At 47.9% G+C, this 24,995-nt stretch carries 23 protein-coding genes and 1 other annotated feature; of the genes, 10 read left to right on the top strand and 13 right to left on the bottom strand.

Features of this window, described 5'->3' with window-relative positions; genetic code table 11:
• Positions 1-6 precede the first annotated feature (6 nt).
• From BLT32_RS01485 to BLT32_RS01435, 11 genes are all read right to left on the bottom strand, one after another.
• Positions 7-969 (bottom strand): threo-3-hydroxy-L-aspartate ammonia-lyase, encoded by a 963-nt coding sequence (locus tag BLT32_RS01485; protein ID WP_053952532.1) that lies wholly within the window; start codon positions 967-969, stop codon positions 7-9.
• Between the two features lie 131 nt (positions 970-1,100).
• Positions 1,101-1,949, bottom strand: coding sequence for an alpha/beta hydrolase family protein (locus BLT32_RS01480; RefSeq protein ID WP_053952531.1), 849 nt, complete (start codon positions 1,947-1,949; stop codon positions 1,101-1,103).
• A 20-nt stretch (positions 1,950-1,969) separates the two neighbouring features.
• Positions 1,970-2,272 carry a YciI family protein gene (locus tag BLT32_RS01475; protein ID WP_053952530.1) on the bottom strand — a complete coding sequence of 101 codons (303 nt, stop codon included), beginning with the start codon at positions 2,270-2,272 and terminating at the stop codon, positions 1,970-1,972.
• Positions 2,272-2,814: an inner membrane-spanning protein YciB gene (locus BLT32_RS01470; protein WP_053952529.1), complete on the bottom strand. Its 543-nt coding sequence runs from the start codon at positions 2,812-2,814 to the stop codon at positions 2,272-2,274. Before BLT32_RS01470 ends, BLT32_RS01475 begins: the two co-directional genes overlap by 1 nt.
• A 26-nt stretch (positions 2,815-2,840) precedes the next feature.
• Complete coding sequence (trpA, locus tag BLT32_RS01465; RefSeq protein WP_053952528.1) at positions 2,841-3,650, bottom strand: tryptophan synthase subunit alpha; 810 nt, start codon at positions 3,648-3,650, stop codon at positions 2,841-2,843.
• Complete coding sequence (trpB, locus tag BLT32_RS01460) at positions 3,650-4,861, bottom strand: tryptophan synthase subunit beta (RefSeq protein WP_053952527.1); 1,212 nt, start codon at positions 4,859-4,861, stop codon at positions 3,650-3,652. Before trpB ends, trpA begins: the two co-directional genes overlap by 1 nt.
• Entirely contained in the window at positions 4,858-6,309 is a 1,452-nt protein-coding gene (gene trpCF / locus BLT32_RS01455) for a bifunctional indole-3-glycerol-phosphate synthase TrpC/phosphoribosylanthranilate isomerase TrpF (RefSeq protein WP_053952526.1), read from the bottom strand. The genes trpB and trpCF overlap by 4 nt, the downstream gene beginning before the upstream one ends.
• Positions 6,302-7,315 carry an anthranilate phosphoribosyltransferase gene (trpD, locus tag BLT32_RS01450; protein ID WP_053952525.1) on the bottom strand — a complete coding sequence of 338 codons (1,014 nt, stop codon included), beginning with the start codon at positions 7,313-7,315 and terminating at the stop codon, positions 6,302-6,304. The genes trpCF and trpD overlap by 8 nt, the downstream gene beginning before the upstream one ends.
• Positions 7,312-7,944: an anthranilate synthase component II gene (locus BLT32_RS01445; protein WP_053952524.1), complete on the bottom strand. Its 633-nt coding sequence runs from the start codon at positions 7,942-7,944 to the stop codon at positions 7,312-7,314. The genes trpD and BLT32_RS01445 overlap by 4 nt, the downstream gene beginning before the upstream one ends.
• Positions 7,941-9,584 (bottom strand): anthranilate synthase component 1, encoded by a 1,644-nt coding sequence (locus BLT32_RS01440; RefSeq protein WP_053952523.1) that lies wholly within the window; start codon positions 9,582-9,584, stop codon positions 7,941-7,943. The genes BLT32_RS01445 and BLT32_RS01440 overlap by 4 nt, the downstream gene beginning before the upstream one ends.
• 52 nt (positions 9,585-9,636) lie before the next feature.
• Positions 9,637-9,741 (bottom strand) — a sequence feature (Trp leader region).
• Positions 9,742-9,857: 116 nt separating this feature from the next.
• On the bottom strand, positions 9,858-11,393 hold the full coding sequence (locus tag BLT32_RS01435; RefSeq protein WP_053952522.1) for a S10 family peptidase: 1,536 nt from the start codon (positions 11,391-11,393) through the stop codon (positions 9,858-9,860).
• Between the two features lie 152 nt (positions 11,394-11,545).
• On the opposite strand from BLT32_RS01435, the gene BLT32_RS01430 reads away from it, so the two are divergent.
• From BLT32_RS01430 to BLT32_RS01395, 8 genes are all read left to right on the top strand, one after another.
• Positions 11,546-12,244, top strand: coding sequence for an AsmA family protein (locus BLT32_RS01430; RefSeq protein WP_235443931.1), 699 nt, complete (start codon positions 11,546-11,548; stop codon positions 12,242-12,244).
• A 71-nt stretch (positions 12,245-12,315) separates the two neighbouring features.
• A complete protein-coding gene (locus tag BLT32_RS01425) occupies positions 12,316-14,337 on the top strand; it encodes an NADPH-dependent 2,4-dienoyl-CoA reductase (RefSeq protein WP_053952521.1) in 2,022 nt (673 codons plus the stop codon).
• A complete protein-coding gene (locus tag BLT32_RS01420; RefSeq protein ID WP_053952520.1) occupies positions 14,337-15,164 on the top strand; it encodes a PHP domain-containing protein in 828 nt (275 codons plus the stop codon). Before BLT32_RS01425 ends, BLT32_RS01420 begins: the two co-directional genes overlap by 1 nt.
• 19 nt (positions 15,165-15,183) lie before the next feature.
• A complete protein-coding gene (locus BLT32_RS01415) occupies positions 15,184-15,807 on the top strand; it encodes an L-threonylcarbamoyladenylate synthase (RefSeq protein ID WP_053952519.1) in 624 nt (207 codons plus the stop codon).
• 10 nt (positions 15,808-15,817) lie between these two features.
• The gene (locus BLT32_RS01410) at positions 15,818-16,633 is read left to right on the top strand and encodes a segregation and condensation protein A (RefSeq protein WP_053952518.1); all 816 of its coding nucleotides are present in this window, start codon (positions 15,818-15,820) and stop codon (positions 16,631-16,633) included.
• Positions 16,614-17,183 (top strand): SMC-Scp complex subunit ScpB, encoded by a 570-nt coding sequence (scpB, locus tag BLT32_RS01405; protein WP_053952517.1) that lies wholly within the window; start codon positions 16,614-16,616, stop codon positions 17,181-17,183. The genes BLT32_RS01410 and scpB overlap by 20 nt, the downstream gene beginning before the upstream one ends.
• Before the next feature lie 2 nt (positions 17,184-17,185).
• Complete coding sequence (rluB, locus tag BLT32_RS01400) at positions 17,186-18,043, top strand: 23S rRNA pseudouridine(2605) synthase RluB (RefSeq protein WP_053952516.1); 858 nt, start codon at positions 17,186-17,188, stop codon at positions 18,041-18,043.
• Positions 18,043-19,104, top strand: a complete 1,062-nt coding sequence (locus tag BLT32_RS01395) for an agmatine deiminase family protein (protein ID WP_053952515.1) — start codon at positions 18,043-18,045, stop codon at positions 19,102-19,104. Before rluB ends, BLT32_RS01395 begins: the two co-directional genes overlap by 1 nt.
• Here BLT32_RS01395 and BLT32_RS01390 read toward each other — a convergent pair.
• The gene (locus BLT32_RS01390; protein ID WP_235443930.1) at positions 19,075-20,901 is read right to left on the bottom strand and encodes a tetratricopeptide repeat-containing diguanylate cyclase; all 1,827 of its coding nucleotides are present in this window, start codon (positions 20,899-20,901) and stop codon (positions 19,075-19,077) included. The genes BLT32_RS01395 and BLT32_RS01390 overlap by 30 nt on opposite strands.
• A 78-nt stretch (positions 20,902-20,979) precedes the next feature.
• The gene (locus BLT32_RS01385) at positions 20,980-21,699 is read right to left on the bottom strand and encodes an SIMPL domain-containing protein (protein ID WP_053952514.1); all 720 of its coding nucleotides are present in this window, start codon (positions 21,697-21,699) and stop codon (positions 20,980-20,982) included.
• Between the two features lie 53 nt (positions 21,700-21,752).
• Here BLT32_RS01385 and BLT32_RS01380 point away from each other — a divergent pair, with 53 nt between their 5' ends.
• Positions 21,753-22,223: a regulatory protein RecX gene (locus BLT32_RS01380; RefSeq protein ID WP_053952513.1), complete on the top strand. Its 471-nt coding sequence runs from the start codon at positions 21,753-21,755 to the stop codon at positions 22,221-22,223.
• A 107-nt stretch (positions 22,224-22,330) separates the two neighbouring features.
• Positions 22,331-24,931, top strand: coding sequence for an alanine--tRNA ligase (gene alaS, locus BLT32_RS01375; protein WP_053952512.1), 2,601 nt, complete (start codon positions 22,331-22,333; stop codon positions 24,929-24,931).
• Positions 24,932-24,995 lie beyond the last annotated feature (64 nt).

The following is a 24,995-nucleotide window of genomic DNA, read 5'->3' as shown; positions in this document are numbered from 1 at the left end:
TACTTTTTAAGAGCTTAATAGTTCTGCATAGCGGCTTATGTCGACATTGCCACCGCTAATGATAACGCCAACTCGTTTGCCTCGAAGCTCATCTTTAAGCTGCTCCACAGCAGCGAAACCGAGACATCCCGTCGGCTCAACAATCATCTTCATTCGCTCGGCGAAAAAGCGCATGGATTCAACTAAGCTTGAGTCGCTGACGGTGAGAATATCATCGACATTATTTTGAATAATAGGGAAGGTATACTCGCCCAAATACTGTGTTTGAGCGCCATCAGCAATGGTTTTGGGTGTTTCAATACGGACAATTTCCCCTTTACGGAACGACTGTTGGCCGTCGTTTCCGGCTTCGGGCTCAACACCATAAACTTTGCAGTCAGGTGCGAAGTGGCGCGCCGCTAACGCGCAGCCAGAGAGCAATCCGCCGCCACCTAGACACACGAATAGCGCGTCAAGCTCTCCGACTTCCTCAAACAGCTCTTTTGCGGCAGTGCCTTGCCCTGACAAAATGTGCGGATGGTCGTAAGGCGGTATGAGCGTATAACCGTGTTTCTCAGCAAGCGCTCTGCCTATTTGTTCGCGGTCTTCGGTATAGCGATTATAGTGAATAACGTCGGCACCATACCCGCGGGTCGCGTTCACCTTCGCGACAGGGGCGTCTTCGGGCATGATAATGGTCGCTTTAATACCGAGCAATTGAGCCGCTAAGGCTATCGCTTGTGCGTGATTCCCCGAGGAAAATGCAATGACACCGGCTTTCTTCTGCGCTTCATCAAACTGCAGTAGCGCATTCATGGCGCCGCGAAATTTAAACGCGCCCATACGTTGGAAGTTTTCACATTTAAAGAAAAGCTCAGCGCCCAACTTTTCGTTCGCTGTGCGCGACGTTAGCACCGGCGTCTTATGAGCGTATGGACGGATGCGTTCAGCGGCAGCAGCCACTTCTTCATAATTGGGTAGTGATAGCAAAACTCCTCCTTTTAAAGCACGTGCCAAAAGCCATAAAGCAAACCGGGAACAACCGCTAAAATCATGTAGGCAGCGTATTTGTAACGCTTGGCTTTAAATGTCTCTATTTATATATCCTCAAGACAAAGACTTTAGTTGACCTGTAGGGCGTCTAGCAAGCTTTTACGCCAAAGCGACTCTTTAAATTGACTGCGGAAGAAGTTGAAGTGACCAATACCCTTACTGTTTGCCATGTCAGGGGTTAAGTCTGTTAATGACTTTTCGGTGTTCGGGTAATGACTCAACAACGCCTCAATATTTGATCGCTGAAGTAACTCATCGTCGGTAATATGGAACGCACGAATGGGCGCGCTGAAGTCATCGTAGCGCGCTTTTTGTTCGTCAGTAATGTTATCGAACAAGTAGTTTTTGCTACGGCACCAACGACTCCACTGCTTCATGGCTGGTGCCGGCATATCTCCCACCATGTTCAGGCGCTTACCCGGAAAATAACCTGCTATGGGGGTACTGATTGGAGCCGCAAAATACCACAGTAGCCAGGATGTCCAGCGAACTTGTTTGCTGGCTTTTAACCAATAACCGGTTCCGCTGGCAATAGTCACCATTTGGTCGATGCTGTCACTGTTAGGTGCCAGGGCAACTATCTGACCCCCCAGGCTGTGAGCCAGCCAAATGAGCGGTTCATTTTGCTGGCAAGACTTGGCGTAGTCGAGTACGGTTTTAATATCCAGCTCGGCCCATTGGATAATATCGGACTTTATTTGTTTCAGCGGTTTATCAACCGACTGGCCAATACCGTAGTAGTCGAAAGTGATAACCCGATAACCCTGTTCGCTCAGCCAGCGTGCTATGGGTTGGTAAAAACGTTGTTTCACACCAAGAGCGGCAGCGATAACAATAGTTGCTCTGGCTTCTGCCTCTGGCTCAAATTTAATGCAATGAAGGTAGCGGTTGTTATCGGTTAGCTCGATACTTTTCATGTTTGTTGGCATAGTGACAATTAATTGGGGAGCACGGCATTGAAGGGTTTTACCGTCGCTTTTTTGTAAACCCCGGCTTCCCAGTATGGATCGTCATTTGCCCATTGCTCAGCGTCTTGCAGAGTGTCGAACTCAGCAATAACCACAGAGCCAGTATAACCCAGTACGCCCGGGTCAAGTTCGGCTATGGCAGGGCATGGACCCGCAACCAGCAAACGCCCGTCGTTTTGTAATGCTTTTAGACGCTCAAGATGAGCAGGGCGGGCTCGCTTGCGCGCTTCCAGTGAGTCCGGGTGATCTTCTGCAAAAATAACGAACCACATTATTGAGTGTTCTCCTCATCTTCTGCGTATTTGTTTATATAAATTTCAGTACCTAAAATAAACAAAAATGTTGCAATCAGAATCCCGAAGACTTTGAAGTTCACCCATACTTCCTGACTCAAAAATTCAGCAATGTAGAGGTTAATAGCTGCAAGGAAAAGGCAGTAAACAATCCAGGAATAGGTTAACCGAATCCATACAAAATTTGGTAATTCGATGTTCTGCCCTCTAATTGACTGGATAGGGTTTTTCTTTTTTAGTAGTAAGCTGCCGGCCAGAAAAAGTGCTATAGCAGCGTAAATAACTGATACTTTCATTTTTATGAACCAGTCATCATGCAGAAGCAGAGTCAGTGAACCGAAACCAATTACGACTAGGGGTAAAACCCAATGTCGGGTTGTCATAGGATGCTTAATTAGTTTCAACCCAATAAACTGGACCACAGTCCCTGCCATTAAAACACCGGTTGCGACATAAATGTCCGCCATTTTGTAGAACACAAAAAAGGCGATAATCGGTATATATTCTAATAACAGGGCCATCTACTACTCCGGTGTTTCGTTTTTCTTTATTTCAGCGATGTAGCGGCTTTCATGCTTTGGGTAAAAGCTTTTAAGTCCGCAAGTTGTTGCGCGTTATTGTCGAGGTTTTTCTCAATAAGCGCAACCACAGCTGAGCCGCTAATGGCACCGTTCGCTCCTGCAGCCAAAGCCTTTTGCACATGCTCAGGTTGCGATATGCCAAAGCCGAGCAAAATGGGTGGCGCCCCGGCGTTTTTTAGTTTGTCGATAAGCTCTGAGGCGGGCGCCTGCATTTGTGTCTCTGCGCCAGTAACTCCTGAGCGACTCAATAAATACACATAGCCCGAGCATTTCGTTGCAATGGTTTGTAGTAGGGCATCGCTGGCGTCAGGCGGTGCAATAAACACGGCGTCTATACCAACGTCTTTTGCAATTTCCGCAAATCGCTTGGCTTCTTTGGTGGGAACGTCGGCAATAAGCACTGAATCGACGCCAACATCTTTCATTTGCTGATAAAACTCATGAACGCCTTTAGCGTAAATTAAGTTCGCATAAACCAGTAAACCTATGGGTATTTGCGGTGAATAGTCGCGAACAGCTTTTAAAAGTTTCAAAATATCACTAAAGTTAGTGCCTGCATCCAGCGCGCGTAAGTTAGCACGCTGAATCACTGGTCCGTCGGCGACGGGATCAGAAAACGGCAAACCTAACTCCAGTGCGTCGGCGCCGCCGTCAATAAGTGCCTTTATAACTTCAAGGCTTTGCTCAGGTGTCGGGTCACCAAGCGTAACAAAAGGAACAAAAGCGCCTTGATTATTGGCTTTTAAATTAGCAAAACAGTCTTTGTAACGGCTCATTATTGCTGTTCCTCCGTAGCTTTTTCTTGGGCATTAAAAATACGACGAACATGATCAATGTCTTTGTCACCACGCCCCGATAAATTAATAAGCAGAATTTCAGGAGCGTCTGGCTCTGCCGCTCTTTTCAGGGCGTAAGCCAGCGCATGTGCTGATTCCAGTGCCGGAATAATGCCTTCATGACGCGATAATAACTTAAATGCCTCTAGAGCTTCCTCATCAGTGACAGATTCGTAGCGCGCGCGACCAATAGCTTTTAAGTGTGCGTGCTGCGGACCAACACCCGGGTAGTCAAGGCCGGCTGAAACCGAATACGATTCTTCAATTTGGCCTTCGGTGTCCTGCATTAAGAACGACAGGCAACCGTGCAAAATACCCGGTTTGCCGGCAGTAAGCGTTGCACCGTGATGAGAGGTTTCGACCCCTTTACCAGCAGGCTCGACACCGACTAAATCAACACCTTCCTCATCAATGAAGTCCGCAAACATTCCAATAGCATTGGAGCCACCGCCAACGCAGGCAATGACCTCGTCGGGTAAACGTCCTGCTTGCTCTTTAATTTGAGCCTTGGCTTCTTCACCAATCATGCGATGAAATTCACGCACAATGGTTGGGAAAGGGTGTGCACCCGCTGCGGTTCCTAACAAATAATGAGTATTGGGGTAGCTAGCCGTCCAGTCGCGCAAGGCTTCGTTAACTGCATCTTTTAGCGTGCCGCTACCGGTATCGACGGGAATAACCGTTGCCCCCATAAGCTCCATGCGAAAGACATTGGGTTGTTGGCGCTCGGCGTCCTTTTTACCCATGTAAATAATGCACTCTAAATCGAGCAGGGCGCAGGCAAGGGCCGTTGCAGTACCGTGCTGACCGGCACCGGTTTCCGCGATAATGCGGGTTTTGCCCATACGCTTTGCAAGCAGAGCCTGTCCCAGCACCTGGTTGGTTTTGTGGGCTCCGCCGTGAAGTAAGTCTTCACGTTTTAAATAAATTTTGGTGTTGTTTGAGCTCTCCAGCGGCAAATTACGGCATAGGCTCAGCGGTGTTGGTCTGCCTAGGTAGTTTTTCAGTAAGCCTCGAAACTCTGCCTGAAACTCTTCGTCTTGCTGGGCGTCAATAAAAGCTTGTTCCAGCTGTTCAAGCGCCGGTAATAAGATTTCAGGAACAAACTGGCCGCCGAAATCGCCAAAATAAGCGGGTAATGACTGACTCATACAGCCTCCTGTTGAATACGTTGAGAAACGTTCTTCTCTGAAAATCGCCCATACTGGCGAATTTTCATGAATGTTTGCGATACTTTCTGGCTATTTTTAATGCCCGGCGTCCATTCCACGCGAGAGTTCATATCGACACCTGCAAAACCAAGTGTTATTGCTTGATCAATACTTTCAGGACCAATACCGCCTGCCAGTAGGCAACGCTGGCGCTGCCGGGGCGTTAAATTTTCTAGTAATGACCAGTCAAATACCTGGCCACTACCGCCTTTTCGATTATCCAGGACAAAGGCATCGACGGGTAAGTCGGGTAACTGAGCGGGTGTTTCGATAGCCATAGCTTTCCATATTTTCACAGCGCTAAGACCTTGCTCACGCAGTTGCTGGCGCAGCTGCACGATGTAATCGATGTCTTCGTGCCCATGCAGTTGAACTACTGATAAACCTACCTCAGAAACAGCTTCAACCACTTTCTGCAAGGCGGTGTCGGCAAATACACCAACATAATTTAGGCCGTTGACTTCAGTGGTTATTTGTTGTGCTTGCTCGATATTAATGCAACGAGCCGAGTGCTCGACAAATATCAAACCGCCGTAGGCTGCACCTTGTGAGCGTGCGTTAATGGTATCTTCTGCGCGCGTTAAACCACAAACTTTGTTTTGCCCAAAAAGCAGCTCGCGACAGGCTAAATCGACATTGGGTTGTGCGCTCAAGGCGCTGCCGACTAAAAAACCATTAACGTAAGGAGCAACCCGACGAATGTCTGCATGTGTTGAAAAGCCTGATTCCGCGACTAGCAACGCACCCTGCGGTGCTAACGGCGCTAACTCTGCGCTGCGGTTCGGATCAATGCTTAAGTCGGTTAAATCGCGGTGGTTAATACCAATGATACGGGCATCTAATTTAACCGCTCGCTGCATTTCTTCTTCGTTAGCAACCTCAGTCAGAACATCCATACTAAGTGAATCAGCAATATTGCGAAGCGCGGTGTATTGTTCGTCATTAAGCACTGACAACATCAGTAAAATGGCGTCCGCGCCAAAGTAGCGAGCACGGTAAACCTGCTCTTCGTCAATGAAGAAGTCTTTGCACAGTACTGGCTGAGTCACTTGCTGGCGAACGGCTGTCAGGTAGTCCAAACGGCCCTGGAAAAACTCCGGCTCTGTCAGAACAGAAATGGCAGCTGCGTAGGGCGCGTAGCTCTTTGCCAGCTCAGGAGCGTCAAAATTGGCACGAATGAGACCTTTTGACGGAGACGCCTTTTTGCACTCCAGAATAAAGCCTGCCTTCTCACCGTTCAATGCTTCATATAAGCTTCTGTCGCTGCGGCTTAGTTGAGGCTTTATCTCACTCAGTGGCATAAGCTCAGACTGGACTTTGTTTTGCTCAACTTTGCGATCAACAATGGTTTTCAGTACATTTTTTTGCAGTGATATTGCATTAGACATGATACGTCTCCTGAGCGTCCTGAACACGGCGTAAGTGCAACAGCGCCTGCCCGGTATCTAAATGCTCAAGGGTCGCCGCTGTGGCCGCTTTCATATTGTCGTATTGTCCGCTTAAATACAGCAGGGCAGCAACATTCATGGCAACAGAGTGGCGCTGTGCAGGACTGCCTCCACCGGCCAAAATATCTTCGAGTATGCGAGCATTAAAGTCAGCGTCCCCACCTTTTAATTCACTGAGCGGTGCCGATGGTACGCCAAAGTCAGCGGGCTCGACCTGATATTCGTTAAGTTCACCGTCGCGTAGCTCAATAACTCGGGTCGGCCCGTGTAAAGCCAGTTCGTCCAGACCACTGCCGTGGACAACCATAGCACGCTTTACGCCTAATCTTTGTAGGGTTTCAGCCATTGGTTGTACCCATTCATCGCTGTACACGCCCAGAAGCTGTGCGTCAGGGCGCGCCGGGTTAACCAGTGGCCCAATTAAATTAAACAGAGTCCGTGTTTTTAAGGTTTGTCTTACCGGCATCGCGTGTTTAATACCCGGGTGATAGTGTGGCGCAAACAGAAAGCAAAAACCGTTATCTGCCAGTTGCGAAGAAGCGTCAGACGGGTCTAAGTTGACGCGCAGTTTTAACGACTCTAAAACGTCTGCAGACCCTGATCGCGAGGACACACTGCGGTTACCGTGTTTAGCAACCGCCAGTCCCATGCTTGCTGCTACCAAAGCGGCGGTGGTCGAGATATTCATAGTGTTACTGCCGTCGCCGCCGGTACCGCAGCTGTCAATAACGGTTGAATCCGGGCGAATAAAAGGCTTCGCTGCTGACAAAATAGCCTCAGCGGCACCAGCCAGTTCAGCGGGTGTTTCGCCACGCATTTTCATTGCGATCAGCGCGGCTGTCACTTGAGTATCGTTGAGCTCGCCTTTAATCAAGCGCTGGAAAAACTCACGGGTTTGATCTTGTGTCAGAGACTCACCGGACATCAGAGTTTGTAGGGCCTTCATGGCTGTGCTCCTTCCAATAAATAATGAATGCTGTTACTGAGTAATTGTTTTCCCTTTGGTGTTAGCAACGACTCGGGGTGGAATTGAAAACCAATAGCGTCGCTATGGCCGTGACTATCAAGAAACTCTGCCGCCATGGGAATACTGCCTTCGGGACCGTTAATTTGCCCAATGACCTTTACGGTGTCCGGCAGGTCGTAACCACTTAACGAATGATAACGAGCGACAACACATTGGTTGTTGTCAGTCGCATTAGTAAATACGGCGTGTTGCAGGGTGGTGATAGTAGCCGTCTTGCCATGAACGATTTCGCCACAGGTATCCACACGACCACCTGCGTATTCAACCAGTGCCTGAAAGCCCAGACAAATGCCCAGCATTGGAATACGACCGCTGCAAAAGCGAATAATTTCCATTAAGTTACCGGCATTAGCGGGGTGCCCCGGTCCCGGAGACAGACACACCAGTTGCTGTCCCTGATAATTATCTAGTTGTCTTATGACATCTTCAGCAGCCAGCTGATTACGATAGACCACCAGAGGGTAACCCAGTTGTCGCAGTTCATCGACCAGGTTGTAAGAAAACGAGTCGACGTTATCAATGAGTACAATACGAGTTGGTTGCGTCATGATTGCACTCCTTGTTGAACCGTGCTGTGTTGAAACGTATCCTCCTGAACTGAATGCGCCTGTTGAATCGCTAAAATAACGGCTTTGGCTTTACTTTCTGTTTCTGCAACTTCGCTGTCAGGGTTTGAATCGTGAACGACGCCGGCACCAGCCTGCACTATGGCTTCGCCGTTTTTAACGAACGCCGAGCGAATGACAATGCAGGTGTCCATGTCGCCATTTCCGGCAAGATAACCAACGGCTCCGCCGTAACTACCACGACGCTGCTTTTCGACCTGACGAATTAACGTCGCAGCGCTGACTTTGGGGGCGCCAACTAATGTGCCCATATTCATGCAAGCCCGGTAAGCGTGCAAAGCGTCGCAGTCGTCTCTTAATTTAGCTACCACGCGTGACACTAGGTGCATGACTTGAGAATAACGGTCCACTTGCAGTAAGTCGGCGACATAACGGCTACCGGTTTCACTAATACGTGCGAGGTCGTTGCGGGCTAAGTCCACCAGCATTAAATGTTCTGCCAGTTCCTTTTGGTCGAGTCTTAATTCCAGCTCCATACGGCTGTCTAAGTCGAGGTTAATACTGCCGTCCGCATTTTTGCCGCGTGGGCGCGTACCGGCGATAGGGTATAGCTCGACTTGGTTCGAATCTTTTTGGTACTTAAGTGCGGACTCAGGTGAAGCACCAAACAGGCAGAAATCCGGGTGACTCATAAAAAACATATAAGGCGACGGATTGTTCTTCTTTAACTGATTGTAGGCAGCCAGAGGCTCCGGGCAGGGCATTTTAAACCGGCGCGACGGCACTACCTGGAAAATATCTCCGGCGACGATGTTCTTTTTCAGCTGGGTAACAATGGAAGCAAATTCGTCAGCCGAGGGTGTTGCGGTTACTGAGACATCAACCGGCAGTGGTTTCGGTGTTATTGCCGGTAACTGGCAGCGCGCCGCTAGTTCACCAACGCGCTGACTCATGGCCTGGTAACGCTTATCATGGTCTTTGCCCCCAAACACACTGCCAAGCAGTTCGGTGGTTTGCGCTTGATGATCAATAATGAGCAGTGTTTCAGCTAAGTAAAAAACGTAATCAGGGCAGTCGTTCTCACCTTCTTCAACTTGTGGTAACGGTTCGTAGCTGGCGACAAAGTCATAGGCAAAGGCACCGCCAAGAAACACTGAAAATGGGTGCTGCTGTGCTGTGTCGTTTGCTTTCATTAATTGCTGCTGAAGAATGCGTAATGGCTCCATATTGCTTATTTGGCGCAAGCGGGAGTCTTCATCTACCGGCACATCCCCTTGAGAGGGGGTTGTAAGGGTGAAATCGGCGACTAAGCCATTACCGAGGGCAGTAATGGTTGCACAGCTTTCCAGCTTTTTCTGAATCCATGGAAGCAGGGCGTTACCATTATCTGTCAGCGCCTGAATGGTCACTTGTTGCTCGTTACAGGTAAGCTGCAACGCGGCATCAATCAGCAATAAGCTTTTGACTTGTTGTTTGGTACCAATGTCAGCCGAATCAAGCAATAAATGAGCACCATTGGTTTGGCAGGTATTTTGATAAACCTGCAGCGGCTCCGCTTGATAAGGCAGTGACACTCTTAATGTCTCTAAATTGCCGTCTTGTTCAGTTGTCAGGTTGTCCACCTCAGACCTCGTTTTCTCTTGTTGATTTTTAAACCTGCTCCAGTGAAACGGCAATAAAAAACCCGCTCAAAGGAGCGGGTTTCTCAAAGTGAAGCTATTTACGTTACACGCACAACTACACCACCCGCTCGTTCGGGAAGTGCCACCACCAATGTTGGGTTGTTGTACGTAAAAACATAAGTTGTATAGCTCTCTTAATTTGCGTTAATGCTGACAAACTAACGTTTGTGCGGAAGTCTGTCAACAGTTGTTTTGACTTGTGTATGCAAATAGTTACTTATATTCAGCCGGTTGACCTTTAGAGTCAGACTGACGAATAAACTCACGTAAATCGTCATTGGCTTTTTCCAGGTCGGCACGACGTAAATACATCATGTGACCACTGCGGTAGCCTTTAAAGTCGATACGATCGCTCATTTGCGTACTCGGATCTAAGTGCCACATGTTGTACTTCGCATCGAAATAGTTAGTAGCGCCGTCGAAGTAGCCTGACTGAATCAGTACATTCAGGTAAGGGTTCTGAGCCATCGCCTGACGTAACTGCTTGCCGGTGTTGTTGTTTGAGCGATCCCACGGGTGAACGGGACCAAACATGTTGTATTTAATGTCAGTTTCGAAGTTGAGTTCTTCACGCAGGTAATAGTTAATGGCTGGCGTGAACGAGTGCAACCACGATGTTAATTCAGCGTTGTAGTCAGGACGGTCGCCTGAGCGTTTTTCATCCAACCCTAAATAGCGCGAGTCAAGGCGGCCAATAGTGCGGTCGCGGTCACGCAGGAGTTCTTTCCAGAAATACCAAGTGCTTGGAGCCAGGTTGTTATCTAATACCGCTTGCTTAGATAACCCGGAGTAATAGGCCACACGCTCAGCCATTTGCTCGCGGGCGTCACCGGTCAGCATAGCGCCTTTCGCTAATGCTGGCAGGTATTGCTCAAGTGCGAAACGCTCAACTTCTGGTAGCATTTCTTCCAGATCTTTGTTTTGCAAAGCGTCTGGAAGTGCATCGTGATACCAGGCGGCTGCAGCAAAATAAGGCAGCTGGTTAGCTTGTTTTACCGGGCCGTCGCGGTCAATACCAATATCAGTTGGTGACACTAGAATAACGCCGTTTAGGTACATCCACTGACTGTTTTGAAGCTCTAAAGCAAGGCCAGATACACGAGTTGTACCATAGCTCTCGCCAATTAAGTACTTAGGTGACTGCCAGCGGTTCATGCGTGAAGTAAAGGTGTTCATCCACTCGGCAAGATATTTAACGTCGGCATTAACACCGAAGAACTTTTCTTTTTGCTCTGCACGCGAAGGCATTTTGCCGTCTTCATTTGGCAGAACGCGCGAGTAACCGGTATTCACCGGGTTAATGAAAACAATGTCAGCGACATCGAGAATAGAGTGCGGGTTGTCCTGCACGCCATAAGGCTGAACTGGATAACCTTCGTCGCTCAGGTTTAATACTTTTGGACCCGTGTAAGCAATGTGCATCCAAACCGATGCCGAGCCCGGACCACCATTGAATGAGTATACAATAGGGCGTGACTCACGGTTATCGACGTCCTGACGCTCGTAGTAGGTATAGAACAGCGAAGCGGTTGGGTTGCCCTCGTCGTCCCATACCGGTTGAGTGCCGGCTGTGGCTGTGTAGTCGACAGTTTCGCCATTAATTTCTACGCTGTGCTCGGTAACCACTTCGGTGTCGACCGGCAACATGCGTTTATGATTCGTTGAACTCTCTTCGGCAACAACAGGTGCTGATACTACAGAGCAACCCATTAGTGACAAAGAAGCAATTAAAGCGAGACTCTTTCGCATGAGATTGTTCTCCGTTTTTTATAATGTCGCTTCAGATTAACAAATAATTACTTTAAAGAGTCAAAGGTTATGCGATTATTGGTTTTATTCCTGCGACTGGACTCTCGTATTGAGTCTCGTTTTCTAAAAGAGTGGGTTTTTAGAGGTTAACAATGATGAAAAACAAACTAGTGGCTGCGGGGTGTGGCCTTTTATTGTCACTGAGCAGCATTGCGGTGTTTGCTCAAAGCTTGTCCGACGCCATGAAAGATGGCTTACAAACTATGGCGTCAGAGCAGCTAAACGCAGATTTAGAGGTTAGCGAGCTACAGGTAAACTCACTGACCAACGGCTTAACAGCAAATAAAGTTCGCCTGGCGACCCGTGTTGACGAATTATCAGAGCCAGAGAATCAGTTATTGCTGGCGAAACAGCTTGTTTTGACCGGAGACTGGCAGGCGTTAGGCAGTAGTCGTGTCGATATCTCTAAAATAGCGGTGTCAGATGCTCAGCTTACGGTTTCCTATTACGGAACAGGGCGCTCAAATTTGCATGAGTTTTTAAAGCAAATGAGTGACATGAAAGTGCAAAAAGTCAACTCAGTGCCGCTTCGCTGGCAGGTCGATGAATGGGTGATGGACAATGTCACTATTAACTTGTTTGATAAAGGCGAACCGATTCTCAGTGTTCACGTGGATGAGCTGGCTTTAACCGACTTACAGTCAATGCAAGACCCTGATGCTCAGGTGAAAGAATTACTCTGGCCGATTTTAGATCAGGTTGTTGAGCAGGTACAAAGCGGTAATTCGAGCCTGCAAGTGGACAGCATGGCGCTCTCGCGGTTTTTATTGCGTGAAGCCATGGCGTTCTAAACTTGAGTTAAACGGGTTTACGAAGTACAGTTAGGAAAAAATTAAACACCCGTTTAAAATAAGAGGTTGGCGTGGCAAATTCATACCCAAATTTACTAAAACCCCTTGATCTTGGCTTTACAACGTTAAAGAACCGAGTGCTGATGGGGTCAATGCATACTGGCCTGGAAGAAGAAAAAAATGGCTTTAGTAAATTAGCCAGCTTTTATGAAGAGCGTGCTAAAGGCGGCGTCGGGCTGATTGTCACCGGCGGTATTAGTCCAAACTTTCGAGGACGTTTAGCGCCCTTTGGCAGTGAAATGTCAAAGCCCTGGCATGTGGGTAAACACCGTCAGGTGACCGATGCCGTTCATAAGTATGGCAGTAAAATCTGTCTGCAACTTCTGCACGCTGGTCGTTACAGCTACCATCCGTTTTCGTTAGCGCCCAGCGCGATAAAAGCGCCTATCAATCCGTTCAAACCGAAAGCCATGTCTGAACGGCAAATTCTCAAAACCATTAAACACTATGCCCGTGGCGCTAAGTTAGCGCAGAAAGCCGGCTATGATGGTGTTGAGATCATGGGATCAGAAGGTTATCTGATTAACCAGTTTTTGTGCCCAAGAACCAATAAGCGCACTGACGACTGGGGCGGTAGCTTTGAAAACCGTATGCGTTTTCCGTTGGAAATTGTTAAAGCCGTGCGAGCCGCTTTGGGTGAAAAATCGATTATTATTTTCCGCTTGTCGATGCTGGATTTGGTGGAAGACGGACATCAGCTGGACGAAGTGCTGCAGCTGGGTAAGCTACTGGAGCAGGCGGGCGTGACCATTATTAATACCGGCATTGGCTGGCACGAAGCAAGGGTTCCAACCATTGTGACCTCGGTGCCACGTGGCGCCTTCAGCTGGATAACTGAGCGCGTGCGCCGTGAGTTGTCGGTACCTGTTGTTGCTGTTAATCGTATCAACACGCCGGAAATTGCCGAGCATATTTTAGAAAGTAACCAGGCTGACATGGTGTCTATGGCACGGCCATTATTGGCTGACCCAGAGTTTGTTAATAAAGCGGAACAAGGTCAGTCTGAACGCATTAATACCTGCATTGCCTGTAACCAAGCGTGTTTAGATCATGTCTTTGAGAATAAACGAGCTTCTTGTCTGGTGAACCCAAGAGCCTGCTATGAACAAGAGTTGGTTATGAAGCCCGCTGATAAGAAAAAGCGTCTGGCCGTTATTGGCGCAGGGCCTGCGGGCTTAGCTTTTGCCTGCAATGCGGCAGAGAGGGGACACCAGGTTGACTTATATGACAAAGCTGCGGAAATTGGCGGTCAGTTTAACTACGCGAAACAAATTCCGGGTAAAGAAGAATTCTATGAAACGCTGCGTTACTTCAAACACCGTATTGAAGACACTGGTGTGCAGCTTAAGTTAGGTAAAGAGCAAAGTTGTGAAGGCCTGCTGGCAGAAAAATACGATGATGTGGTTCTGGCAACCGGCGTCAGTCCTCGCAAGGTCGACATTCCTGGTGTCGATTTACCGCATGTTCTGGGCTACTTAGATGTTTTGCGCGACCACAAAGCTGTGGGTAAGAAAGTGGCTGTGATTGGTGCCGGTGGTATTGGTTTTGATGTCTCTGAATACTTAACGACCGAAAAGTCACTGACGCTGGATGAAAAAGAGTGGTCCGAGCGCTGGGGTATAGACAAAGACTACAGCGATCGTGGCGGCTTGAAACCCCAGCAACCAGAGCCAAGCCCGCGTCAGGTATGGTTGTTGCAACGTAAAGAGAGCAAAGTCGGCAAAGGCTTGGGTAAAACATCCGGCTGGGTGCACCGCAACGAGCTGAAAAGTAAGTCGGTTAATATGTGGAACGGTGTCACCTACCACCGTATTGTGCCGGAAGGCATAGAAATTGAGCGCAATGGTGAAAAACAGTTGTTGGAAGTGGATAATATCGTTATTTGTGCCGGTCAGGTGCCTCAGCGTGAACTTCACGACGCTCTGGAAGCGGCCGGTCAGTCAGTACATTTAATTGGTGGAGCTGACGTTGCGGCCGAGCTGGATGCGAAGCGCGCTATTCGTCAGGGAACCGAGTTGGCAGCAAGGATTTAATGACTTTATACGACCTGCATTGTCACAGCACGCATTCAGATGGCTCCTTGTCTGTCGAGGAGCTTTTGCGTCGTGCCTGCGAGCACAACGTCGATGTACTGGCGTTAACCGACCACGACAGCGTTGAAGGGATAGCTGAAGCAAGAGCGTTGGTCGAAAAAGAACAGCTGCCGCTTCAGTTTATTAACGGCGTGGAAATTAGCTGTCGCTGGGAAAGTTTTGAAATTCATATTGTTGGTTTGAACTTTGACCCTGACAACGAACATTTAAAAGGTTTGTTGGCACAACAACAGCAACGGCGCTATGACCGCTTTGCAGCCATTTTAGAAAAGCTGGAAAAGCGTGGTGTCATGTTGTCTGCTGAGGAATGTCAGGTTGATGGCATGCCAACCCGCAAACACATAGCCGATACCCTGGTCGAAAAAGGCATTGTCAGCCATCCGCAAAAAGCGTTCGATCATTACATTGGAAAGGGCAACAGCGCTTATGTTACGCCGCAGTGGTGCGACATTCCTGAGGCCATTGAAGCTATTCATAAGGCCGGCGGCCAGGCTGTACTGGCACATCCTCATGCCTACAAAATGTCGAATAAGTGGCTGCGTCGATTATTGGTCGAGGGGAAGGAGTGGGGTCTTGATGGCATGGAAGTCAGTTTAAGCCAGCAGTCACCGGGACACCGTGATGCGCTCGCTAAAATGAGTCAGGAATATGGCTTAAAAGCGTCTCAGGGGTCTGATTTTCATTACCCCGGCAATTGGCGTGAGCTCGGTAAAAACCTTTGTCTGCCAGCCGACTGTGTGCCAATATGGGAGCATTGGTCACAGTAGAAAAAGGTTGGGGGAGGTTATGAGTCAATTTTTTGAAATTCATCCGGAAAATCCTCAGGCGCGTTTAATTCAGCAAGCCGTACAAATTATTCGCCAAAGCGGGGTTGTGGTTTACCCAACCGACTCAGGGTATGCCATTGGCTGCCAAATAGGCGATAAAGCGGCTGCAGACCGTATTTGCCGTATTCGTGATATCGATAAAGAACACAACTTTACGTTGATGTGCCGTGACCTCTCGGAGTTATCAACTTTTGCCCGCGTCGACAACGATGCGTTCCGGTTACTGAAAAACAACACGCCGGGGCCTTACACCTTCATTTTAAAAGGCACGAAAGAGGTGCCGAAGCGTCTGTTGAACCCAAAACGGAAAACTATCGGCATTCGTGTACCAACCAACCGTATTGCAATGGCGCTTTTAGAAGAGCTTAATGAGCCGTTAATGTCGACCAGCCTTATTCTCGGAGATGGCGAACTGGCTGAGTCAGACCCTGAAGAAATTCGCGATAAGCTTGAGAAATTAGTCGACTTAATTGTTGATGGAGGTCACTTAGGCGAACAACCGACTACGGTTGTTGATCTGTCAGAAGGAGCGCCGGTGATACGTCGTGAAGGCTCTGGTGAGACGGAACCTTTTGATTTTTAAGGCGACTTAAATGGCTGAACAACAGTCGTTACCACTGGGATTTGTTCGTGGAGAGCCGGTTATTGAAAAACCGGAAGACCTCTACATTCCGCCCGACGCACTGGAAGTTATATTAGATACTTTCAGTGGTCCTATGGACTTGCTTTTATACCTTATTCGCAAGCAAAAGCTCGATATCGTCGATATGCCGATTCTCACCATTACCCGACAGTACGTCGAATACGTGGAAATGATGAAAGAGCTGAAGCTTGAGCTAGCAGCTGACTATTTGGTAATGGCGGCTATATTAGCGGAAATAAAAAGCCGTTTGCTGCTTCCGAAGCCACCGCAGGAAGAGGACGAGGAAGACGATCCAAGAGCAGAACTGGTGCGGCGCTTGAAAGAGTATGAGGCGATACGCGAGGGTGCCGAGCATATCGATTCACAACCGCAGGTTGGCCGGGATATTTTATTAAGCGAAGTGGCAACTGATGCGCGCGAGCATGTGACGACACCACCACCGGAAGTGACTATTGAAGACTTAACGCTCGCGTTTAGCCGGGTGTTGCAGCAGGTTGAACTCAATGCCCATCATCATATTCAACGTGAGCAGCTGTCGACCCGTCAACGTATGAGTCAGGTTATTGAATTGTTGTCTGAGAAAAAATACGTTGCTTTCAGTCAGTTGTTTAAACGCACAGAGGGGCGTGCAGGTGCGGTGGTCAGTTTTTTAGCAATTTTAGAACTTGTGAAGGAATCAATGATAGAATTGTCGCAAGTTGAACCCATGAGTGATATTCGCATCAGTTTGAGAAACCGTCAGCAGGATGAATCAGTTACAGCTTAAACAGCTAATAGAGGCGGCATTGTTTGCCCATCCACAGCCGTTATCGGCAGAGCAGCTTCATCAACTGTTGTTGAGCGAAGGTGAAGCCTCTTTGACTATGGTTAAAGGCTTACTGAAAGAACTGCAAACCGATTACCAGGAGCGTGGTATTGAATTAGTGAAGGTGGCTTCTGGTTACCGGTTTCAAACACGGGCGGAACTTGGGCAGCGCCTCGCTTCGTTATGGCAGGAAAAGCCTCAGAAGTATTCTCAAGCCCTGTTGGAAACTCTGGCTTTGATTGTTTACAGACAGCCTATTACCCGGGGTGAAATCGAACAAATACGGGGTGTGAGTGTCAGTAGTAATATTATTAAGACACTACAGGAAAGAAACTGGATAAAGGTGGTGGGCCATAAAGAAGTACCGGGGCGACCGCAACTGTACGCCAGCACCAAAGAGTTTTTAGATGACTTTAACTTAAGTGACTTGTCCGAATTGCCGGATATCGACACGCTTGATGAAGACGATGAACGTACCGCTGAGACAGCGATTAACGAGAGAGAACAGTAAGAATGACCGAAAAGTTACAAAAGGTATTAGCCCGCTCAGGACATGGCTCAAGACGAGAAATTGAAGCCAAAATTGCTGCTGGACGCATTCGTGTAAATGGAAAAGTGGCGCAGCTGGGCGAGCGAGTTGATGCAGACGCAAAAGTTCGCATTGATGGTCATGAAGTTGAAATAAAGCCTGAAAAAGAAGTTATCTGCCGGGTCTTGATGTACCACAAGCCTGAAGGCGAGTTGTGTACACGCAAAGATCCTGAAGGACGTCCAACGGTGTACGACCGTTTACCGCGCATGAGCGGAGCGCGTTGGGTCGCTGTTGGTCGACTTGATGTAAATACCTCAGGATTGTTGTTATTTACCACCGACGGGGAATTAGCCAACCGGTTAATGCATCCGAGCCAGCAGGTTGAGCGCGAATACGCAGTGCGTGTTTTCGGTGAAGTCGACGATAAAATGATGAGTCGTCTTAAAAAGGGTGTGCAGCTGGAAGACGGCCCCGCGCATTTTAATTCGATAAAGCCGGCTGGTGGTGACGGCATGAACCGTTGGTACCACGTAACCATCAGTGAAGGCCGTAACCGTGAAGTGCGCCGCTTGTGGGAGTCACAGGAAGTGCAGGTGAGCCGACTGATTCGTGTGCGTTACGGTGACATTCCTCTTGAGCAAGGCTTACCGCAAGGTGGCTGGTCGGAAATGCCGCTGGAGCAAGTGAATGCGTTGAGAAAGCAGGTGAAACTGCCACCTGAAGAGCGTTCGTTTATTGACCCTCGGAATCAAGAGTCCAGGCAGCGTAAGTTCGCTAAAATACGCCGAGCGACGGCAAAGCACCGCGAATACAAAAAGACAGATAAGCGTCGCAGATAATGAAAGGCTCTACCAAGCGCTGGTTAGCAGATTTTTCTGATAACCAGCGTTTACTCTTAGCCTGGCCTTACCGCCGGGACGTTTGGCGAGATAATGCATTGCCTGCTCGCGAAGTCATTGCTGAGCTGGCGCGTCAGGTCAGTCACTATACCCCCGTTACTTTACTGGTTCATCCAGACTACCAGGGTTCTGTGCCAAAGAAGCTGTATGACTGCTGCTCTGTTATCGTCGAGCGATACGATGATATTTGGCTACGAGACACCTTGCCGTTATGGTTTTCAAAGAAGAGGCAGACGTCTGGTATCGTGTTCCAATTTGATGGTTGGGGCGGCGTTCAGTCAGCGGTGGAGTGTGATAGAGCCTTAGCCTCACAACTGTCGTTAAAGTTGGAACGCTCGTTATCAGTCTGTGATTTGGTCACAGAAGGAGGCACCTTTACTCATAATGGTCAAGGTACATGGCTTGTTGGCTTATCCAGCATTATTCAGCGTAATCCCTCGTTATCGAAAGACGTTATTAAGAATAAGCTAAACGACTGCTTTTCGGGTGAGTCGTTGTTTTTCTTTGAAGGCGCTCTGACTGCTGATGAGACTCAGGGACATATGGACAATATGGCGCTATTTCTTAATGAAAATACTCTTATCTATGCGCTAACTAAAGACGAAAACCACCCCGACTATAAAACCTGTAAGCGGTTAGCGGAGCTTATTGAACTGCTGCCTGATTCAATTCAGAAAGTAGCCGTTCCATTACCTAAGCCATTGCGACCGACACGGATTGAACGAGAAAGTCTGGAACAGCTTCAGACGAGTTTAAACAGAACGGAAGAGCTTCCGTTGCTGTGCAGCTATATTAATGTGTTACAGACTGACACTCTTGTGGTTGTGCCGGAATTTGGCTTGCCGGAAGACACTATTGCCTTGTCGATAATACGAGAAGTGCTGCCCGAAAAAAGGGTATTGAGTGTTCCTGCGCGGGAGTTAGTATTAGGCGGCGGTGGACTGCATTGTATTAGTCATAACCTAGCTGGATTAAGCGATAACCAAACGCTCACGGCCTGACTTTTTCGCGTCGTAAAGTACATCATCGGCGCGCTTATAGAGTTCGTCAAAGGAGTCATCGGGCAGCGCTTCAGTAAAGCCCATGCTAAAGGTTATTTGATAGTTTTCAGGAATTCCTTCTATGGGCTGACTGTTCAAACCTTCCTGAAGTCGCTTGAACAGTTGTTGGGCATCTTCTTTTGAGGCATCTAAGAATAGCAACAACCACTCTTCACCGCCTAAACGGCCGTAACTGTCTTGTTCCCTCAGGGACTCATCGGCAACCTGTGCAAACCTTTGCAATACGCGGTCGCCGGCGTCGTGTCCGAATTCGTCGTTGATACTTTTGAAGTAATCGAAGTCGACCACTGCTAAGGCAAGGCTGCGGTTTTGTTCCTTAGCTTGTTCTAACTCTTTTTTGCAACGTTGCACAATGGCTCGGCGGTTAGGGGCCTGGGTTAAATCGTCTTTAAGAGCGAGCTCGGCAAAGTTTTTACGCGCTCGCCATTGTTGAAGCAGAAAACCAGAAATAATAACAACCAGCAAAGCAACCGTGATGATTGCCAAGACGAGCAAATAATAAGAGTTTTGCTGCTCTTGTAACGCTAGTTGCTGTATCTGGTTTTCTTTTTTGAGAAGCTCGTTCGTTGTTTCCTGCTCTTTAATCTCCAGGCGAACCATAACTTCCTGAACTTGCTTGTCCTGAAGGTTCTCTTGCACGGCTTTCATTTTCTCAACCGAGCTTTTGTAATGTGTTAGCGCCTTTTCAAACTGTTGGGTTTCTTCGTAATAGCGAGACCACTTGCTTTCAAGGCGTTGTTTCAGGCCGTCATCGTTAAGTGTATTAATTAATGAGGTAGCGGCTTCAAGCTCTTGTTGAGCGACCTCTATTTGCTGAGTTGCCAAGTAAACTTCAACCTGGCTGAGTCGTGTTTCGGCCTCCATGGGATGTGCCCCGGCAGACCGAAACTGAGGCAAGGCTTGCTCAAAGTTAGATAAAGCAGCTTGGTAATTCTCATTATCCAGCTCTAATGTCCCCAAGCGGAACATGGCATAAGCGACGCCGAGTTCGTCTTCTATTTCGCGGCTTATTTCCAGAGCTGTTTCAAAGTGCTGTCGCGCTTTATTGGGCTGACCCGCCTGGTGATAAATTCTGGCAAGGTTATACTCTAGAACCGAGGTGTCCCACTGGCCAAGATGCTCCTTGCTAATCTCCAGGGCTTCAAGTGTGTGTTCAATAGCGATATCAAAGGCACCGACATCGGTGTAGATAATGCCGATAAGACCATGAAACTCAACTTGAAGTTTGGGTATAGCGCTGTATGCGTCTCGGTTTAAGCCTTCTAAAATTTCCAGAGCTTCGGCAATATCTCCGGCATGTTGCATGACTTGAGCGTGAAGTATCTCCGCTTCAATAAATAAGTCTTCACTACCCGACGCTTTGGCGTTTTCAATAGCATAAATGACACTGGCGTTAGCTTGCTGTAGTTGACCACGCTGAAGTTGATACCAGGTTTGATTGATACGAAGCAGGGCGGAAGCGACTTCAGAATCTGCTAATTTAGCGAATCTCAGTCCTTCTTTAACGGTTTCAATAAGCTTGGTTTCATTGCCGGAATAGCGGTAGGCCTCAGATTGCAGGGCATAAGCGAGTGCGAGCTTTTCGAACTCGCGACCTTCATCGTATTGGCTTATCCATTGATTGGTTTTGGTTATCCATTCGTCCGGATTGCTGCTTGCGTCAATACGCTGCTGCTGCCACTCTTGTGCAAAGAGCGGCAACGACAGTAACAGCAATACGATGTAAATGAATCGCAACTTAAAAACCAATTGCTACTTTTCTGTTAATAAAATGTTGCTAATTATTCTACCTGACTCGCGTCCCGACGCAATCAATTAATTGCCTTTGTTTTGTATGTTTTCGACACTAAATACAGCTTCAACGGAGGCTTCGATGGTTTGTTGACCCGGCAGCGACACCTTGTCAGAACGTACACTGGCTTCTGCCATTTGCATCATAAATGGGCGCGAGATTGAGCGCTCAGTAATACTTAAGGTACCGGTGAGATCAAGGCCGGCTGTACTCGCCAACTGTTCGGCTTTTTGCCGGGCTTGTTTGTAGGCATTAATTAATGCTTGTTGATAAAGCGCCTGTTGGTCACCAATTTCGAACTGAATTTGTCCAACCCGGGTCACACCTCTAGATAAAGCTAAATCAATCACATTGTCATAATTTTCAGGGTTGCGTAGAGTCACTTTTATCTCTCGTCTGACAATAAAGCCGCTCTGCTTGGTTTTACCGTCGGAGTCTTGTTCGTACTGCGGGTAAATTTGCAACTGGTAAGACTGAATGTCTTTTTCTGCAACGTCTTCTTTAAGTAAGTCGTTTAGTAAGCGTTCAGTCGTATTGTCGACCACGGTTTTTTGCGAACTGAGTTTATTGCCGCGCTCTTCTATCCAGAAGGTAATTCGCATTAAATCCGGCACGGCACTGACGCTGCCGTTGCCTGTCGCCGTAATGCGCTGCTCTGTTGCTTGTGAGACTTGGTGGAAGCCTGCTGTAAGAACTAACAGACAAACCGAAAGAATGCTTGATTTTAAGTAACTCTTGGTCATGATTAGTGTCCCTGTATAGAATTCCCATAACTCTTAGCTATGGAGTATAGGTCATGGGTGAAAGTTCAGAAGAATATGATGAAAGCGCATTGAGAGACTCGGTGTTTCGCCTGTTAGGGCGTCGTGAGCAAAGCTATCAGGAGTTGCGCCGAAAATTGATTCAAAAGCGTTGGCCCAACGACATGGTTGACGCAGTGTTGAAAGACTTTAAAGAAAAAGGCTGGCAAAGCGACGAGCGGTTTGCCGAAATTTTCATACGTGAAAAGGTATCGCAAAAACAAGGTCGGCTGAAAATTTTAGCTCAGGCAACTCAGCAAAAAGGATTATCGGTAGAGCTTGTCGAGCGGCTGTTGGAAGAAATGGAAGTGGACTGGTTTAGCTTATGTGCGGAATTAAAGGAGCGGCGTTTTGGGGAAGAACCACCCGCTGACCAGAAACAATGGCTGAAACAAGTTCGCTTTCTGCAGCAACGAGGTTTTAATTCGGAGCAAATATTCGCTTGCGTCAATCGACCAGAAAGCTAGGCTGAGCAACGACTTCGTGATAATCTAACAGTATATAAGCAATTACACCCATAGGCTTTTGGCAAAGCAAGCAGGACAAACTAGACAAACTAAAAGTAGGACAAACTATGAGCATGAACAGTGCCCAAATTCGTGAAACATTTCTCAGTTATTTTGCGAAACGAGGACACGAAAGAGTGCCTTCGGCATCAATGATACCGGGTAATGATCCAACGTTATTATTTACTAATGCCGGTATGGTGCCGTTTAAAGATGTTTTTTTGGGGAGCGATAAGCGTCGTTACGACAAGGCAACTTCTGCTCAGCGTTGCCTGCGCGCTGGCGGCAAACATAATGACCTGGAAAACGTGGGGTATACGGCTAGACACCATACATTTTTTGAAATGATGGGTAACTTCAGCTTTGGTGACTACTTTAAAAAGCAAGCTATTGAATATGCTTGGGACTTTCTTACCAACGAATTGAAATTACCGGCTGAAAAGCTGTGGGTGACTGTCTTTACAGAAGACGACGAAGCTTACGATATCTGGGCAAAAGATATTGGTGTACCGGAAGATCGTATTTCACGTATTGGCGAAAAAGATAACTTCTGGTCGATGGGTGATACAGGGCCGTGTGGGCCATGCTCAGAAGTCTTCTACGACCATGGCCCTGAAGTATGGGGCGGTCCTCCGGGCACACCGGAAGAAGACGGTGACCGTTATATTGAAATTTGGAATTTGGTTTTCATGCAGTACAACCGTCAGGCTGACGGTACGCTGGAACAATTGCCAAACCCTTCAATAGATACAGGCATGGGGTTAGAGCGTATTTCGGCCATCATGCAGAATGTCCACAGTAACTACGAGATTGACTTATTCCAGGCACTGATTCAGTCAGCGGCTAAAATCATTGGTACTGACGACCTTAACAATAAGTCATTGCGTGTTATTGCTGACCATATCCGTTCATGCTCTTTCTTAATTGCTGATGGCGTAATGCCATCGAATGAAGGGCGCGGTTATGTGTTGCGCCGTATTATCCGCCGTGCGGTTCGACATGGTCACTTACTGGGTGCTAAAGAAACATTTTTCTTCCAGCTGGTTGATGAACTTGTTAACCAGATGGGCGAAGCGTATCCGGAACTGGTAGAAAAACAGTCGATTATAAAAGATGCGTTAGAGCGTGAAGAGCAGCAGTTTGCGCGTACGCTTGAACGAGGCTTGGCAATTCTCTCCGATGAGATCAAGCAGCTTGATGGCACTGTTATTCCTGGTGATGTCGTCTTTAAGCTTTATGACACATACGGTTTCCCGGTTGATTTAACCGCTGACATAGCTCGCGAACAAGAGCTAACGGTTGATGAACCCGGCTTTGAAAAGGCAATGGCTGAACAGCGCAAGCGAGCTCAGCAAGCCTCTCAGTTCGGTATGGACTATAACGAACAAATTAAGTCAGAGCAGAAAACGGCATTTACTGGTTACGAGCAGGTCAATGGTGACGCTAAAGTCGTAGAGCTTTTCAAGGAAGGTAAAGCGGTTGAACGTTTAGAAGCGGGTGAAAGCGGCATTATTGTCTTGTCCGAAACTCCTTTTTACGCAGAAAGCGGCGGTCAGACTGGTGATACCGGTAAATTAGTAGCGAATAGCGGCGTCTTTGAGGTCACCGATACTCAATATATTGGTAAAGCGATTGGGCATCACGGTAAGGCGTCGGCGACTATTCAGCTAGGTGATTCAGTGAAAGCTGAGATTGATGCTGAACGCCGGGAAAATATTAAACGGAATCACTCTGCGACACACTTGGTGCACGCTGCATTACGTAATCTGTTAGGTGAGCACGTTACTCAGAAAGGCTCGCTGGTAGAAGCGGACAAAATGCGTTTTGACTTTTCACACTTTGAACCTGTTTCCGCTGAACAAATCGCTCAAATTGAGCGTGAAGTGAATGCGCAAATTCGAGCGAACTTGTCGCTAGAAACACAGTTAATGGACATTGAAGAAGCAAAAGCTGCTGGTGCAATGGCGTTATTTGGTGAAAAGTATGACGAGCAGGTCCGTGTGGTACGCATGGGTGACTTTTCGATGGAGTTATGCGGTGGTACTCACGTTCGTTCAACCGGTGACATTGGTTTATTCCGTATTACTTCTGAAGGTGGTATTGCCTCGGGCGTGCGCCGTATTGAAGTGGTTACCGGTGAAGCGGCTATTCGCTATACACAAGGCCAGCAAGCTATGCTTAATCAGGTTGCGGCCGAAATTAAAGCGAAACCTGATAATTTAATTGAGAAGATTCAGCAGGTGTTGCAGAAGCAGCGTGAGCTAGAGCGTCAAAATGAGCAGCTTCAGAAAAAACTGGCGTCTCAAGCGGGGGGCGGTTTGGTTTCACAAGCGGCTGAAATTGCAGGCGTTAAAGCTATTATTGCTGAGTTAGATCAAGCTGATCCTAAATCACTGCGAGAATTAGTTGATGATCTGAAGAACCAAATTGGCTCTGGTGTCGTATTACTTGGAACTGCCAATGGCTCCAAAGTGAGTTTAATCGCTGGCGTTACTGGCGATTTAACCGCTAAAGTCAAAGCAGGAGATTTAGTCAACCAGGCCGCTAATGTAGTCGGCGGCAAGGGTGGTGGTCGTCCTGATATGGCGCAAGCCGGGGGTTCACTGCCTGAACATTTAAATGAAGCCTTGGCTACGGCAACAACTTGGTTAGAGCAGCAGCTATCGTAACTTAGGGTTATGAGTTTCGTTATAGTGTAATCATTGCCATTATTGGTAGACTGCTTACATCACA

The organism is Idiomarina zobellii (assembly GCF_900100855.1).
Lineage (GTDB): Bacteria > Pseudomonadota > Gammaproteobacteria > Enterobacterales > Alteromonadaceae > Idiomarina > Idiomarina zobellii.
The sequence above is the reverse complement of the archived record's forward strand: the minus strand, read 5'-3'. Positions and strand labels throughout refer to the sequence as shown.